This is a genomic window from Pontibacter kalidii (assembly GCF_026278245.1).
Lineage (GTDB): Bacteria > Bacteroidota > Bacteroidia > Cytophagales > Hymenobacteraceae > Pontibacter > Pontibacter kalidii.
Map to the genome: position 1 here is coordinate 4,845,098 of NZ_CP111079.1, position 14,776 is coordinate 4,859,873.

Genomic DNA, 14,776 nt, shown 5'->3' on the forward strand with positions numbered 1-14,776 from the left:
CTACTCTATCAGGTATACTTCCAGCGTATCTTTTGTGAAGAGGTAGAGGTGCTTATCACCCACCAGCGCAGAAACATATGCCTTCTGTAGCGGCAGCTCCAGCACGCGTTCGTGCCGAGTATAGAGGTCATGGAAGTATAGCTTGCCCTCCCTTACAAAGTATAACTCGTTATTTCTGAAGCCGATGTGGTGCAGACCGGTGTAGGGCAATTGATTTTTATAATTGCCCAGGTTGTCGAACACCAGGATACCACTGTTAAAATCGAGCAGGTATACCTGGTTCTGGTACTCACGCAGCTGGCGCACGTCAAACGCCTCACGGTTAAGCAACAGATTTAGGGGCGTTTCCACGGTTATCTGCCGCATGGCAGAGCTCAGTTTACTCAGCGTCAGACTGGTCTCGTCGAAAAGCCAGTAACCCAGGTCGCCGGCCGGGGCTGCTACTTTGGCGGTGCCCTCGTATGGCAGGTCCAGCAGGCCGGAGGTGCTGATGGGGCGCAGAAACCGGTCTAGTAAGGTGATTTCCTGGCTGCCCTCGTAAAACAACACGATCTTCATCGGATTCCAGGCGTGTATGCTGCTGATGCGGCCGCGGGAAGGAGGGGAGTAGGTGTCCATGGGCTTGCCTGCCGGGTTGAGGCGCAGCAGGTTCAGGCGTTCGTCCAGCAGGTATATATTCCCGTTGCGGTCCTGGGAGATGGTGGTGGCAGAACCGGTGCTTAGACTATGGCTATAGGTAAGTACGGGCGCCTGCAGCGTGTCCTGTGCCAGCGCCAGCAGCGGTGCCAGCAGCACCAGCCAAAGTATAAGTATGGATCGGTTAGCCTTCAAAGGTCTTCAATTCCAGTTTGTCGCCATCATAAACACCGTACGTGCAAAAATTGACCCATTCTCCGAGGTTCACATACTGCGCGTTCTCCCCGATGGGCATTTCCAGGGGTAGATGGCGGTGGCCGAACACATAATAGTCATGGTGCTGCCGCTGCTCCACTTCCTGGCTATACTGCACCAGCCACTCCCGCTCCCCAAAAAACTTCTCGTCCTTCTCCACATTACTGATGCGGCTCCTTCTGGACCAGGCATTGGCGATGCCGATTCCGGTGTTGGGGTGGATGCGGGCAAAGAGCCACTGGCACATCTTGTTGTCAAACACCTTTTTCAGCACTTTATAAGTATGGTCGCCGGGACCCAAGCCGTCGCCGTGGCCAATGTAGAAGGATTTGCCGCCGATGTTGGTAGAGATTGGCTCACGGATGATGGGGATGTTGAGTTCCCTGGGAAAGTAATCAAACATCCACATGTCGTGGTTCCCCGTGAAAAAAAGCACGGGCAGGCCGGCATCAGTCAGCTCGGCCAGTTTACCCTGCAGGCGGATATAGCCCTTGGGAATGGCATGTTTATACTCAAACCAGAAATCAAAGATATCGCCCAGCAAAAGGATGGCGGCCGCATCCTGCTGAACCATCTCCAGCCACCGCACAATCTTCTTCTCACGGACCAGGCTGCTTTTGGCATCGGGCACACCCAAATGGAAGTCGGAAGCGAAGTATACTTTTTTGCCTGGCGCCAGCTCGTTAATGCGGAAGGTCATCAATCAGGAATAAGACTAATTGCTTGGGGCCATGGGCGCCCATCACAAGGGTTTTCTCAATGTCGGCGGTGCGGCTCGGGCCGCTCACCAGCGACACCATCGAGGGGAAGTTCTCTTTATACTTGTCGCGCACGCGCTGCAGGCCATCCTTTATATCGGGCACCAGTTGGCTGGCCTTGGCCACGACCAGGTGCGTGGCCGGGTATACGCTCAGGCGGCGGCCCCCGGCGTTGGCAGAGCTCACCAGGATGCTCCCGGTGCGGGTGATCAGTGCCTCGCAGGTGGTCAGGCCGGCTTCTGTACTTTGCAAAAACCCTTCCTCATCGGCTGTGAAGTCGATGCCTGCCTGGTGAATAACACTTTGCAGATTGGGCTCCCAAATGCACAGGTGCTGCAGGTTCTGCTCCTTCTTGTACACGTATAGCTGGTCGAAGAAATCTTCCTCGTGCTCACAGTACACAAACACGCCTGCATTTTTGATGAAGTTCTCCGCAAACACCACCGACATATCCTCCAGCGGCACGGGCGGGTGCAGCGGGGAGGCGAAGTCGGGGGTAGGAGGCAGAAAAGGCGCCGACTTAGCCAGCGCCTCTCTTACCCTTCTTAATACAATTTCCTTTGATTTTGCTTCGTACATGCCTGGTTAGATCAAGCTGTTCTCGAATTTATGTTATCCCGCTCAGCAGGGGTGTTGCCGTTATCCAGCGGCGTGCCGGGTACGGAGCCTTCCTCTTGCTCGGGGTGCTCTGTCTGGCCAAGTTCCACCGGGTGCTGCTGCTCCACCTCGCTCTTGGTCTGGCTGCGGTCGGTTCCGGCGGTGTGGGCCTGGTAGGTGGTCAGGGCCTCAAACGGGCGAGGGCCAACCAGGCGCTCCAGGTCGCTCTGGAACAGGATCTCTTTCTCCAGAAGCTCCTGCGCCACCACTTCCAGCTCGGGCGCCTTAGATGTTAGCAGTTGCTTGGTGCGCTGGTAGGCGGCGTCGATGATCTTGCGCACCTCCTGGTCTATCGTCTCGGCGGTAGCTTCCGAGTAGGGCTTGTTGAACGACATTTCAGACTGCTTGGAGTCGTAGAACGAAACGTTGCCGATCTTATCGTTCATGCCATACATGGTCACGATGCTGTAGGCCATTTTGGTGATACGCTCCAGGTCGCTCAGGGCGCCGGTGGAGATCTTGCCGAACACGAGCTCCTCGGCGGCGCGACCACCCAGGGCCATGCACATCTCGTCAATCAACTGCTCGGTGGTGTACAGGAACTGCTCTTTTGGTAGGTACTGCGCATAGCCCAGCGCGGCGACACCACGCGGCACGATGCTCACCTTCACCAACGGGTCGGCGTGCTCCAGGAACCAGCCGGCAATAGCATGACCAGCCTCGTGGTAGGCCACAATCTTTTTCTCCTCCGGAGAGATGATCTTATTCTTCTTCTCCAGACCACCAATCACGCGGTCTACGGCATCATTAAAGTCCTGCTGGTCTACCGCTTTTTTGTTGCGGCGGGCAGCGATCAGGGCCGCCTCGTTACATACGTTAGCGATCTCGGCACCGGCAAAGCCTGGTGTCTGGGCAGCCAGTTTCTTCGCGTCCACATCCGGCGCCAGTGTAAGCGGGCCAAGGTGCACGTTAAATATCTCGGTACGCCCGTTGATGTCTGGCTTGTCGATGCTGATCTGGCGGTCGAAACGGCCAGGGCGCAGCAGGGCAGAGTCTAGGGTGTCGGGGCGGTTGGTGGCGGCAAGTATGATCACGCCGGAGTCGGTGGCGAAACCATCCATCTCCACCAGCAGGGAGTTCAGGGTGTTCTCACGCTCGTCATTTCCGCCTGGCGTGGCACCACGGCTACGGTGGCGGCCAATGGCGTCAATCTCGTCGATAAAGATGATACAAGGGGCCTTCGCTTTTGCCTGCTTAAACAGGTCGCGCACACGGGCAGCACCCACCCCCACGAACATCTCCACAAAGTCAGAGCCTGATAGGGAGAAGAAAGGAACATCCGCCTCGCCGGCCACGGCCTTGGCAAGTAACGTTTTACCGGTTCCCGGAGGGCCTACCAGCAAAGCGCCTTTTGGTATCTTGCCTCCCAGTACGGTAAACTTAGACGGGTTCTTCAGGAATTCCACGATCTCCTGCACCTCTTCTTTTGCTTCCTCCAGGCCGGCCACATCCTTGAACGTGATCTTCACCTTGTTCTCAGCGTCGAAAAGGGCTGCTTTGGACTTGCCGATGTTGAAGATCTGGCCACCCGTGCCGCCCGATGTGACGCGGCGCATCAGGAACCAGAAACCAAACAGCAGCAGTATTAGGAAGCCCCACTGGAAGAAAAAGTCGGCAAAGCCTGTGCGCGTTTCCGGTGTAAGCGGTACTTTTTGCTCGCGTGCCACATCTGCCTGCAGTTTATCCAGGTCTTCTTTGAAAGACTCTGCCGAGATCACCTGGAAGTGATAGTGTGGGCCCTGGTCCATGGTAAGCATACCACGGTCGTTGAGCTCGGCTTTATATTTATCGTTCTGAAGCGCCTCTTTCTCAAGGTATACTTCCACGGTTTTGCCATTCACGAGGGTCAGTCTGTCGACATCCCCGCTGAGCAGCATCTCCTCAAAGTCCTGCTGCGTGGTCTCTACAGAGGAGTTGCTCTTGTTTAGGTAGGTCAGTCCGAAGATAAGCAGGATCAGCACAGCCAGCATCCACAGCTGCATGGTAGGGCGCGGTGGGGTGTTTGGTATGATCGGCTTTTTCTTCTTGTTGTTGCCTTTATTATTTTTTTCTGCCATTGATAGTTTAAATATCGATTGTATGGGAAACAGGGGCCGGCTCTAAAAGTTTTTCAGGCCGTGCCCGGGTTGTTACACAGACTCCACGTGCTCTATCCTGGCGTCGCCCCAAAGCTCCTCCAGCGCATAGAACTCACGCTTGTCTTTCAGGAAAACGTGTGCTACTACATCCACATAATCCAGCAGCACCCACTCTTTGTTGATGCGGCCTTCGGTCTGCCACGGGTTCTGGGCAGTTGCCTTATACACTTCCTCCTCAATAGAGGTAGCAATGGCGTCGAGTTGCGTGTCGGAGCTTGCGGATGCTATTACGAAGTAATCTGATACAGCGTTTTTAAGTGATTTAAGGTTCATCACCACTATATCGGAAGCCTTTCTCTCCTGCATGCCTTTCACTACAAGCTCTGCCAATATGTCGGAAGTAGCCTCAACCTTGGTTTCTTTCATTTGCGCTCTTTAAATTTGATGTACAAAAGTATTAAATTCTCCTCTAATTATATGTTGCCTAATACGCTGTTTATGGGTCAGCAGCTGTTTTTTATCGCAGCTTGCGCCTCCACTAACTCAGAGGCCCAGCAGCTTCTTATCAAAAATGAAGCCACAGAGGGCTGTACCGTCATTACGCACCGGCAAACGCAGGGGCGCGGGCAGCGGGGCAATAGCTGGGAGGCGGAGCCGGGCCAGAACATCACCCTCTCTGTGATCCTGTCGCCCACGTTTGTGGCGGTGCGGCAGCAGTTTTACCTCAACATGGCCGTATCGCTGGGCGTGCTCGACCTGCTGCGCGAACTGGGCCTGCCGCAGGCCCAGGTAAAGTGGCCCAACGATTTATTCTTTGAAGGTAAGAAACTTGGCGGGATTCTGATAGAAAATACGATAAATAGCCAGACACTACAACACAGTATCGTCGGGATTGGTTTAAATGTGAACCAGACAAGCTTTGCTTCTCCAACGGCTACCTCCATGGCTAACGTATGCGGCCATGCTTTTAACCTGGAGAAAGTGACGATGCGCCTGCTGGAGTTGCTGGAAAAACGCTACCTGCAGCTGCGCAGCGGCCATGCCGCCCGCCTGAAGTATGAGTACCTGCAAGGCCTCTACCGCTACCAGGAGGTGCACCCGTTTAAGATCGGCAGCCAACAGGTGCAGGGCCAGATACAGGGCGTGGGCGAGGACGGGCGCCTGGCGGTGGAGATTGAACGGGAGCTAAGATACTTTGACTTCAAGGAGATAGCGCACGTGGTGTAAGCCGATCCTTCCTGCTATAAAAGTATAAAGTATGAATAAGGCCGTGCGGGAGGGTTTCCCGCACGGCCTTATTCATACTGCGTTACATCGCCCCGATTACTGTACAATTAGCTTCTGCACCTGTCGTTCGTTCTCGTCCTGCATGTGCACATAGTATAAACCTTTCGGGATATTGAGCTCGGCTATACTTAATTGTATCTCCTGGTGGCCCGGCGCCACTTCCTGCGTGTACATGGTGCGGCCGTTCCTGTCCGTGATCGTTAGCTGGGCGTTGCTGTTGCTGCTCAAAGCCACATGTACATAGTTAGTGGTGGCAGGGTTAGGGTATACCTGTAAGCCGGTGTTGGCAGAGGCAGCGCTGCTGTTTACGGCTATTACTTTGCTGTACTCATACTGCCCGTCAAAGTCTACCTGTCGTAAGCGGTAGTAGTTCGTGCCTGGGGCGGCTGTCTTGTCGGTGTAGCTATACTTTAAGATCGTAACCGAGTTGCCGGCACCTGCTACTTCCGCAATCTTCTCAAAGCTTTTGCCATTCTGGCTCCGTTCCACCTCAAATTTCTCGTTCTCGTCTTCCGATGCCGTGGCCCACTCCAGCGCAATACCGCTCCGGGTGGTTTTGCCTTCAAAAGACAGCAGTTCTACTGGTAGTGGCGTAATGGGCTCATCCTCACAGCTGATCGTGTTCAGGCCAGCGCTTTCGAAAGTATCACCAGCCGTCATCGTTATCTGGAAGTATGGCTCCAATTCATAGAGGTCGTTCGGAACCAGAATAGCGAAAACGTCGGTGGCTCCGCCGGCATAGCCGTTCGTGTTCTGTGCCTCAAAGGTGATCAGGTTAGCTTCCTGATCCACTGTTACCTGGTATTGGTAATTCATGCCTTTGTACACTCCGCCGTTCGTCATGCCGGCCACGCTGATGGGGGCCGGCGTATCCGTCGTTTCAATGGTGATGCTGTTAACGTTCTCCTCCGTCAGGTTCTGAACCATCAGGTTCACGGTTGTTGTGCCATCGCCATTATCTACTGCGCCAGTAAAGGCAAAATTGGCATTGTCACGCTCCACTACGCAAGCATCTGGGCGGGTAACCGGGCTGCAGGCATTCAGGTCAAACACGACCTGCTGGCTCTGCGTGATCTCGTTTCTGTTACCGTCTGTGTCTCCTCGTAGGGTAGCGCGAACGCGCATGGTGGAAAGCGCCTCAAAGTCAGCATTCGTTAAGTTGAAGGTAAAAGTGTCGACTGCGCCGCCGGTCAGGGAGTAGGTTTGCTTGGCGTTAAATTGGATAGCGTTAAATGGGGTATTTACCTCGTTAGGCCCCTGCTCGCTTGTTTTGCCGTTCCTTACCCGGTATTTAGGCGCTTCCTCGTGGTAAATGCTGGCTGGCCCTGCCGCTTCAGACCCTTCCGGCAGCTCAAAGGCAATGTAGGCCAGTTCATCGCAGTTCACCTGCAGGCCAAACTGCACCTGCACCAGGCCTTCTTCTGGCTGCGTGGCGCCAAGGTACTCAAAGGTATAGCATTCAAACCTCTGTATACAGCCGCCAGTCGGCTCGGGGCGTTGGGCTTGAGCCCAGTGGATGGAAGCAATTAACGTGAGGACAAATAAAAGTATATATTTTTTCATGATGTGCGTTATTTGGGGTAATAAAAAAATGCAATTGTGTGCTATATTGTATTAACGGCTTAATATAAATGTAGTTGCACTGTAATTTTGGATATTATGAAGTAAGTGTTTGTGTAAATTACAGAGATGTGCCTGTTTTAGCTTCTTGTAAAGCTTTGCTGAAGCTATAGAACATGAAGTTATGTTGCCTGATTTTGGACTTAGCTGCGATACATACAGAGGGTGTGAGGTGGGTTATTGGTAAGGTGTCTTGCTGAATAATGCTATTGTTGTGAGGGTTTGATTCTGGACGTGGTGTGCCTGGGAAGTAGGAAGTGCGTATCCGTGGTGCAAACGCGGGTGCAGGTCTTTAAAAGAGGAACAATTTTTGAAGGGATGCTGAAGAAGAAGGTGTGCCGAAACGTACCGGCTTCATTCACAAATATTTTAAAAATTTAATTTACAGATTTGGCTTTTTAAGCTATCTTTGGTTTGAAAGTCGAAAGTGTAGTGCTATATACTATAACATCAAGACGCCAACGTATGAGAATTTTTACAAGATTGATATTAGTGACCTCGCTTATAAGTGCCCACCTGGTGAGCTTCGCCGGCGTGACCCCAACCTATAACGGAGGAAATAAGCTCTGGAAGCTGATGCCGGAAAAATCCTCGCAGCTTTCTGTGTCGGCGAACAATGCCAGGCCAGCCTTCGTGCCTAAGGAAGATCATACCTGCTCCAAGATCTATGCATCGGCGGTAAGCCAGGTGTTCCACGTGGTGGAGAAGAAGCAGAGCAAGAGCATGTACGCCAACATTACGCTGGCCGCCTTTGCCCCGGGTAATGACGTAAAGGCCTCGCTGCCTTCTATCAACGCCTATCCGAACCCGTCGCGTGGTTTTACAAGGTTGGCCCTGAACCTGCCGGGTAACGACAACTATAAGATCAGGATCTCCAACACCATCGGAAAGGTGCTGGCGGTGCAGGAGGTTGCCCCGGCCGAGAGAGCCAAGGTGGACCTGGACCTGACGAGCCTGCCATCGGGCGTATACTTCTACAGTTTGCTGGTAAACGGCAAAACAGTGGAGACCAAGCGTCTTGTGCTTCAGAAATAACAGGCTCCCCATTGGAGCCAACCTGATAGAAAGCCGGCCCTTGTGCCGGCTTTTTCATTATAAACTTCTAAAAATAGCCGGCTGCTTTACTTAAATTTATTATTTTCGGGGCTGAATCTACTAACGCTATGACGGATTATCGGAAGGCAAATAACCTCGTAGGCTGGGTCGTGTTTTTGATCGCGACAGCCGTTTATGTGCTAACACTGGAGCCAACTGCCAGCTTCTGGGATGCCGGCGAGTTTATCGCCTGCTCTTACAAACTGTTGGTGCCGCACCCTCCGGGGGCTCCTTTTTACCTTTTAATGGGCAGGCTGTTCTCCATGTTCGCCTCCGACGTGACGCAGGTGGCCTGGTGGGTCAACCTGCTCTCGGCGCTGGCCAGCTCGTTTACCGCCCTCTTTCTGTTCTGGACCATCACCATACTTGCCCGCAAAGTGCTCCTGAAAGAGGGGGCCGCGCCAACCAAAGGCAATACGTGGCTGATCATGGGCAGTGGTGCCGTGGGGGCGCTGGCCTATACTTTCTCTGACTCGGCCTGGTTCTCGGCGGTGGAGGCAGAGGTGTACGCCATGTCGTCGTTCTTCACGGCCATTGTTTTCTGGGCGATGCTGCGCTGGGAAGAGAAGGTAGGGGAGGCGCACTCGGACAAGTGGCTTATCCTAATCGCCTACCTGGTAGGCCTTTCCATCGGCGCCCACCTGCTGAACCTGGTAACCATCCCGGCGCTGGCCTTTATCTATTACTTCCGACTCTACAAGCCGACTTTCTGGGGTGGCGTGATTGCCTTTGCCATCAGTGCCGTCATCGTGGGGGTTATACTTTGGGGTGTTATCCCAGGTCTTCCGTCGGTCGCCGGCTGGTTCGAGGTGCTTTTCGTGAATGATTTCGGTCTGCCCTTCAGCTCTGGCATCATCTTCTTCCTGGTGCTGTTTGTGGGGGCGCTGGTGTTCGGCATCCGCTACTCCATCAGGCATAACAACCGTATCCTGAACACGGCCCTGCTGAGCCTGGCTTTCGTGCTCATTGGCTACTCCTCCTACATGATGATCCCGATCCGGTCATCTTACGAGCCAACGATCGATGAGAACGACCCAGACGATATCATGACGTTCGTGTCCTACCTGAAGCGGGAGCAGTACGGTGACCGCCCGTTGCTATATGGCCCGCAGTACAATGCCCAGCCAATAGGCCAGGAGGAAGGTGCGCCCCGCTACGTAAAGGGCAAGGATAAGTACATCAACACCGGAAACAAAGTGGAGCCGGTGTACGACTCCAAAGACAAGGTGCTGCTGCCGCGTATTTACAGCGACCAGCCACAGCATATTGATGCCTACAAGAAATGGGTGGACCTGCGCGAGGGCCAGACACCGACCTTTGGGCAGAACATGAGCTTCATGCTGAACTACCAACTGGGCTTTATGTACTGGCGCTACTTCCTGTGGAACTTCGTGGGCCGCGAGAGCGACGTGCAGAATGCCGGCGTGCTGTGGTTCGGCAAAGCTGACCCGAACGCCCCGGAGCGGGTGCTGGAGAGCGAGGCCCGCAACATGTTCTACCTGCTGCCGCTGCTGATCGGTATACTGGGCCTGATCTACCATGTGCGCAAGGATGAGAAGGATGCCTTTATCATTGGCCTGCTCTTCTTCTTTACGGGTATGGCCATCGCCCTGTACCTGAACCAGCCGCCAACGGAGCCTCGTGAGCGGGACTACACCTTCGCCGGCTCTTACTATGCCTTCAGTATCTGGATCGGCCTGGGGGTGCTGGGGCTGGCGGACCTGCTGGGCAGGGCGCTGAAGAGCACGACCGCCCGTGCCGGGGTGGCTACCGCCATCGGCCTGCTGGTGCCGGGCATTATGGCCGCTGAGGGCTGGGACGATCACGACCGCTCCGACCGCTACCACTCCGTGGACTCGGCCAAGAACCTGCTCGACTCCTGCGCCCCGAACGCCATACTTTTCACGAATGGCGACAACGACACCTTCCCGCTGTGGTATGTGCAGGAAGTGGAGGGCTACCGTACCGACGTGCGCGTGGCCGTGCTCAGCTACCTCAACACCGATTGGTACATCGACCAAATGATGGACCAAGCGTACCTATCTGACCCATGGCCACTGACGCTGGAGATAGAGAACTACCGCCAGGGCACCAACGACTACCTGCCGTACGTGGAGCGTCCGCAGGTGGCCGCCGGCATCGACCTGAAGCAATACATCAACCTGGTGAAGCAGAACCACCCGGCGCTGCAGGCGCAGTTTGGCTCCGGCACCACGCTGCTTACCATGCCAACGCGCAACTACTTCCTCAACATCGATAAGGAGAAAGTGGACGGGATGAACATCGTGTCCGCCGACCGCGAGGATGAGATCGTGGACCGCATGCAATGGTCGATCACCAAATCGCTGCTGGAGAAGAAGCACCTGGTCATGCTCGACCTGCTGGCCACCAACAATTGGGAACGCCCGATCTACTTCTCCACCACGGTGAACAGCGCCGACTTCATTGGTTTGTCGGACTACTTCCAACTCGAGGGCTTGGCTTACCGCATCGTGCCTGTGAGGGCCGGCGAGAATGGCGCCGGAAACGTGAACAAGGAGGTGATGTATGAGAACCTGATGAAGAAGTTCTCTTTCCGCAACTTTGACCGCGAGGACATCTTCTACGACGATAACTACTACCGCTTCTCGGCGAATGCAAGGGATAAGTTTGCCACCCTGGCAGCCGCTTACCTGGAGGACGGCAACGATGTCCGCGCCAGGGAAGTAGTGGAACGCAGCTTCGAGGTGCTGCCGCTGGAGACCGTGCCGTACGACTACTACACGCCGCAGTTTATTCCAATCTATGCGGCGCTCGGTGAAAAGGAGAAGGCCACCGAACTGCTGGACCACATGGCACAGGGCTCACAGAAGGCACTGGACTATTACTTTGCCAAAGGCTCCCTGTTCGACCAGGAGATACAGGTGAACATGGTGATTTTGCAGCAACTGGTAGGTTCGGCCCAGCAGCTCGGCCTCGACGACAGGGCCCAGCAGTTGGAGCAACAGTTCAGGCAGTACCTGCAGCGCATGCGCCGCTAAACAAAATAATGTTTTTCGCAGTACAAAAACCCGGGTTGCCCATGTGCAGTCCGGGTTTTATACTTAAGGATAAATCATACCTATACCCCCTTTAAGATGAGGTACTTGTGTTTGTTTATGCTGTGCATGCTGTGCGGCTGCGGAGGCCGGGCCAGCTACAGTAGTTACAGCAGTCCGGGGCCTGCCCAGGTGAGGCAGCAGGCTATGCCCGAGGTTAGCATGCAGCACGCCTACTACGCCAGCAACGATAGCCTGCACCTGCTGATGAAGTTCGAGGATGTGCGTCAGGTGCTGGACATACTGCAGGCCGCCTCCTCGTATGAGTATGCGGTCAGGACCGGGCTTTCGGAACGGGACCGAGTGCTGCTGGAGGACTCGGTAAACCTGCCGGACAGAAAGATAACCGATGTGGAGGGGCAGTTGCACGTGAAGCTTTCGCTGCCGGGGCGGGTGGTGCAGGAGCCGAATGTGCTGCACCTACAGGTATGGCAGGTGCTGTCGGGGCAGGAGCGCATGGGTGCCGAGTTCAGGGTGCCGCTTAACAGCGCGATGATGCAGAAAGGCTACCTGCTCACCCACGCAGGCACAGGCAAGCCGATCTACCAGAATTACATCACCACTTCCGATAAGTTACTGGTGCGCTCTTACAGCCCCTCCGACAGCGCCATGCTTGTAAACCGCTTTGAGCTGGACTTTATGCCCGCCGCTCCTCCCATGAGCATGAGTAAACCCGCCGTGCCGCGCACCATAGCCGTTGCCGAATCCGATACCCTTCTAGCCTCCGATACGCTTAGCTTTGAGCGGGAGGGCTTATACTTGTTTAACCCCGAGTCTGCGTTTGCCCGGGGGATACTGGTGCTGCCGGGCAAGTATCCGCTCGTAACCAAGGCTGAGGAACTCATTCCGCCGCTCATCTACCTGACTACCTCGCAGGAGCGAGAGGCGCTATTTAAAGCTCCTGACCCCAAGGCTGCCGTGGATGCGTTCTGGCTGGAGGTAGGCGGTAACGAAAGCACGGCGCGGGAGCTGATCCGGGCCTACTACAAGCGCGTGGAGATGGCCAACAAGCTCTACACGGCGCACAAGGCCGGCTGGGCCACCGACAGGGGCATGATCTACATTATCTACGGGCGCCCCAGCAGCGTGAGCCAGGTAGGCCCTAACATCACCTGGATCTACCGCGAGTCGGACACCTCGCCTTACATCAAGTTCGTTTTTACCAAAAAAGAGAATAACTTTACCGAAAACTATTATGAGCTGATACGGCGCCGTGAGTACGAAGACAGCTGGTACAGCTCTGTTGCAAAATGGAGAGCAGGAAAGACAAATTTGTAGGCAACCGCTATGGTGGGCCTCGAACCCCGAAAGAAGACAAAAGCGAGATGATTTTCGGCTCGCGCCCCATACTGGAGGCGCTATCGGCCGGAAAGGAGCTGGAGAAGATTTTCCTGCAGCGCGGTGCCCGTAACCCCACCACCGACGAGATTGTGAAGCTGGCAAAAGGCCGCGAGGTGCCGGTGGTGACAGTACCCATAGAGAAGCTCAACAACCTGACGCGCAAGAACCACCAGGGCGCTGTGGCTCTGATCTCACCGATCTCCTACCAGCCGCTGTCTGAGATCGTAACCGCACTTTTTGAGCAGGGCAAAAACCCGTTGCTGCTTATACTGGACCGCGTAACCGATGTGCGTAACTTTGGCTCGATAGCCCGGAATGCCGAGTGTATGGGCGTGGATGCCATCGTGATCCCGAGCCGTGGCGGTGCCCAGATAAACGCCGACGCCATGAAAACATCTGCCGGCGCCCTGAACCTGGTGCCGGTGTGCCGCGAGCCCAACCTGAAGGACACGATGGATTACCTGAAGGATTATGGTTTCCAGATCGTGGCCTGCACCGAGAAAACCGAGCACCAGCTAACCGACTTCGCCGTGGACATGGTGGGCCCTACGGCCATCCTGATGGGCAGCGAGGAAGACGGTATCTCCCCGGAGTACCTCAAGCGCGCCGACGTAAGGCTGCGCATCCCGCTCATGGGGCAGATCGGCTCGCTGAACGTATCGGTGGCGACAGGCATCATACTTTACGAGGCCATGCGTCAGCGCCTGAAAGACAGCGGCTACTCCAGCCTCAGCAAGCTGGAGCCAATGTAATTATTTAGACAAAGGGTGCTGTGACGAAGGACAAAAGACGGCAACGTATAAACCTTCAACTCAGCCAGGATCATAAAAAAAGGAAGCAGGGTACGATACCCGCTTCCTTTTTCCTTTTTGTCAAAAGCTCCTTTGCCTAGATTAGATGTAGTCAGCGCCTTTTTTGGATTTGGCGTCGGCTACAAACTCTTTCACCTTCTGTTCCTCATCCTTGCGGCAGATCATCAGCACGTTATCATACTCGGCCACGATGAAATCCTCCAGGCCCTGCAGCACTACTAAGCGGTTCTTAGGCGTTTTCACAATACAGTCTCTGGTGTCATACAGCATCACGTCGCCATCGATCACGTTGCCGTTTTCGTCCTTCTCGTTTATGGTGTAGAGTGAGTTCCAGGTGCCCAGGTCAGACCAGCCCATATCGGCCAGCAACACATACACATTGTCTACCTTCTCCATGATGCCGTAGTCTATCGACACGTTGCGGCACTGCGAGTAGGCTCTGGTGATAAAGTTTTGCTCCTCCGGTGAGTTATAGGTGTTTACGCCTTCCTCAAACACCTCCGAAACCTCCGGCAGGTACTGGTGGAAGGCCCTAAGGATGCTCTGCACGTTCCAGATAAAAATACCTGAGTTCCATACAAAGTCACCGCTGTCCAAAAACATCTGGGCCAGCTCCAGGTTTGGCTTCTCCGTGAAGGTCTTCACCTTTTTGATCCTTGAGTTCTCGTCGTCGATGTACTGGATATAGCCGAAGCCGGTATCGGGGCGGCTTGGGGTAATGCCCAGCGTAATCAGTACATCATCCTTGGCGGCAGCCTTCAGAGCCTCCTTTACCACTTCGGTAAACACCTCCTGCTTGAGTACCACGTGGTCGGCGGGCGTTACCACCAGGTTGGCGTTTGGGTTCAGTTGCGCGATCTTATAGGAAGCGTAGGCGATGCAAGGGGCGGTGTTGCGGCCTACCGGTTCCAGTAGGATCTGGTTGTCAGACAGCTCGGGCAGCTGCTCCTTTACCAGTGCCGCGTAATCCTTGTTGGTGACTACAAAGAGGTTTTCCGGTGGGCAGACGTTGGCGAAGCGCTGTGCCGTGGTCTGCAGCATACTTTGGCCGGTTCCCAGCACATCGTGAAACTGTTTCGGGTAGTTGGTGCGGCTGAAAGGCCAGAAACGGCTTCCGATGCCGCCAGCCATGATCACCACGTAGGTGTTGTTGTCCATGT

At 54.8% G+C, this 14,776-nt stretch carries 12 protein-coding genes; 5 read left to right on the top strand and 7 right to left on the bottom strand.

The window, feature by feature from the left end; translation table 11 throughout:
• The 5 genes from OH144_RS20555 to rsfS all read right to left on the bottom strand — a co-directional run bounded on the left by OH144_RS20555 (position 1) and on the right by rsfS (position 4,810).
• Entirely contained in the window at positions 1-831 is an 831-nt protein-coding gene (locus OH144_RS20555; protein ID WP_266204124.1) for a hypothetical protein, read from the bottom strand.
• On the bottom strand, positions 821-1,591 hold the full coding sequence (locus OH144_RS20560; RefSeq protein WP_266204125.1) for a UDP-2,3-diacylglucosamine diphosphatase: 771 nt from the start codon (positions 1,589-1,591) through the stop codon (positions 821-823). Before OH144_RS20560 ends, OH144_RS20555 begins: the two co-directional genes overlap by 11 nt.
• The gene (locus tag OH144_RS20565; RefSeq protein WP_266204126.1) at positions 1,575-2,228 is read right to left on the bottom strand and encodes a LutC/YkgG family protein; all 654 of its coding nucleotides are present in this window, start codon (positions 2,226-2,228) and stop codon (positions 1,575-1,577) included. The genes OH144_RS20560 and OH144_RS20565 overlap by 17 nt, the downstream gene beginning before the upstream one ends.
• An 11-nt stretch (positions 2,229-2,239) precedes the next feature.
• Entirely contained in the window at positions 2,240-4,363 is a 2,124-nt protein-coding gene (ftsH, locus tag OH144_RS20570) for an ATP-dependent zinc metalloprotease FtsH (RefSeq protein ID WP_266204127.1), read from the bottom strand.
• Between the two features lie 72 nt (positions 4,364-4,435).
• Entirely contained in the window at positions 4,436-4,810 is a 375-nt protein-coding gene (gene rsfS / locus OH144_RS20575; protein WP_266204128.1) for a ribosome silencing factor, read from the bottom strand.
• 51 nt (positions 4,811-4,861) lie between these two features.
• Between rsfS and OH144_RS20580 the strand changes: the two genes are divergently transcribed.
• Positions 4,862-5,611 carry a biotin--[acetyl-CoA-carboxylase] ligase gene (locus OH144_RS20580; RefSeq protein ID WP_266204129.1) on the top strand — a complete coding sequence of 250 codons (750 nt, stop codon included), beginning with the start codon at positions 4,862-4,864 and terminating at the stop codon, positions 5,609-5,611.
• A gap of 96 nt (positions 5,612-5,707) precedes the next feature.
• Here OH144_RS20580 and OH144_RS20585 read toward each other — a convergent pair whose 3' ends face one another.
• Positions 5,708-7,234, bottom strand: a complete 1,527-nt coding sequence (locus tag OH144_RS20585; RefSeq protein ID WP_266204130.1) for a T9SS type A sorting domain-containing protein — start codon at positions 7,232-7,234, stop codon at positions 5,708-5,710.
• A 522-nt stretch (positions 7,235-7,756) separates the two neighbouring features.
• Between OH144_RS20585 and OH144_RS20590 the strand changes: the two genes are divergently transcribed.
• The 4 genes from OH144_RS20590 (at position 7,757) to rlmB (ending at position 13,556) form a co-directional block, all read left to right on the top strand.
• On the top strand, positions 7,757-8,326 hold the full coding sequence (locus OH144_RS20590; protein ID WP_266204131.1) for a T9SS type A sorting domain-containing protein: 570 nt from the start codon (positions 7,757-7,759) through the stop codon (positions 8,324-8,326).
• Between the two features lie 128 nt (positions 8,327-8,454).
• Positions 8,455-11,406 (top strand): glycosyltransferase family 117 protein, encoded by a 2,952-nt coding sequence (locus tag OH144_RS20595; protein ID WP_266204132.1) that lies wholly within the window; start codon positions 8,455-8,457, stop codon positions 11,404-11,406.
• 204 nt (positions 11,407-11,610) lie between these two features.
• A complete protein-coding gene (locus OH144_RS20600; RefSeq protein WP_266204133.1) occupies positions 11,611-12,741 on the top strand; it encodes a GWxTD domain-containing protein in 1,131 nt (376 codons plus the stop codon).
• The gene (gene rlmB, locus OH144_RS20605; protein WP_266204134.1) at positions 12,714-13,556 is read left to right on the top strand and encodes a 23S rRNA (guanosine(2251)-2'-O)-methyltransferase RlmB; all 843 of its coding nucleotides are present in this window, start codon (positions 12,714-12,716) and stop codon (positions 13,554-13,556) included. Before OH144_RS20600 ends, rlmB begins: the two co-directional genes overlap by 28 nt.
• A gap of 141 nt (positions 13,557-13,697) precedes the next feature.
• Here the strand turns inward: rlmB and OH144_RS20610 are convergent, their stop codons facing one another.
• On the bottom strand, positions 13,698-14,774 hold the full coding sequence (locus OH144_RS20610) for a mannose-1-phosphate guanylyltransferase (RefSeq protein WP_266204135.1): 1,077 nt from the start codon (positions 14,772-14,774) through the stop codon (positions 13,698-13,700).
• Positions 14,775-14,776 lie beyond the last annotated feature (2 nt).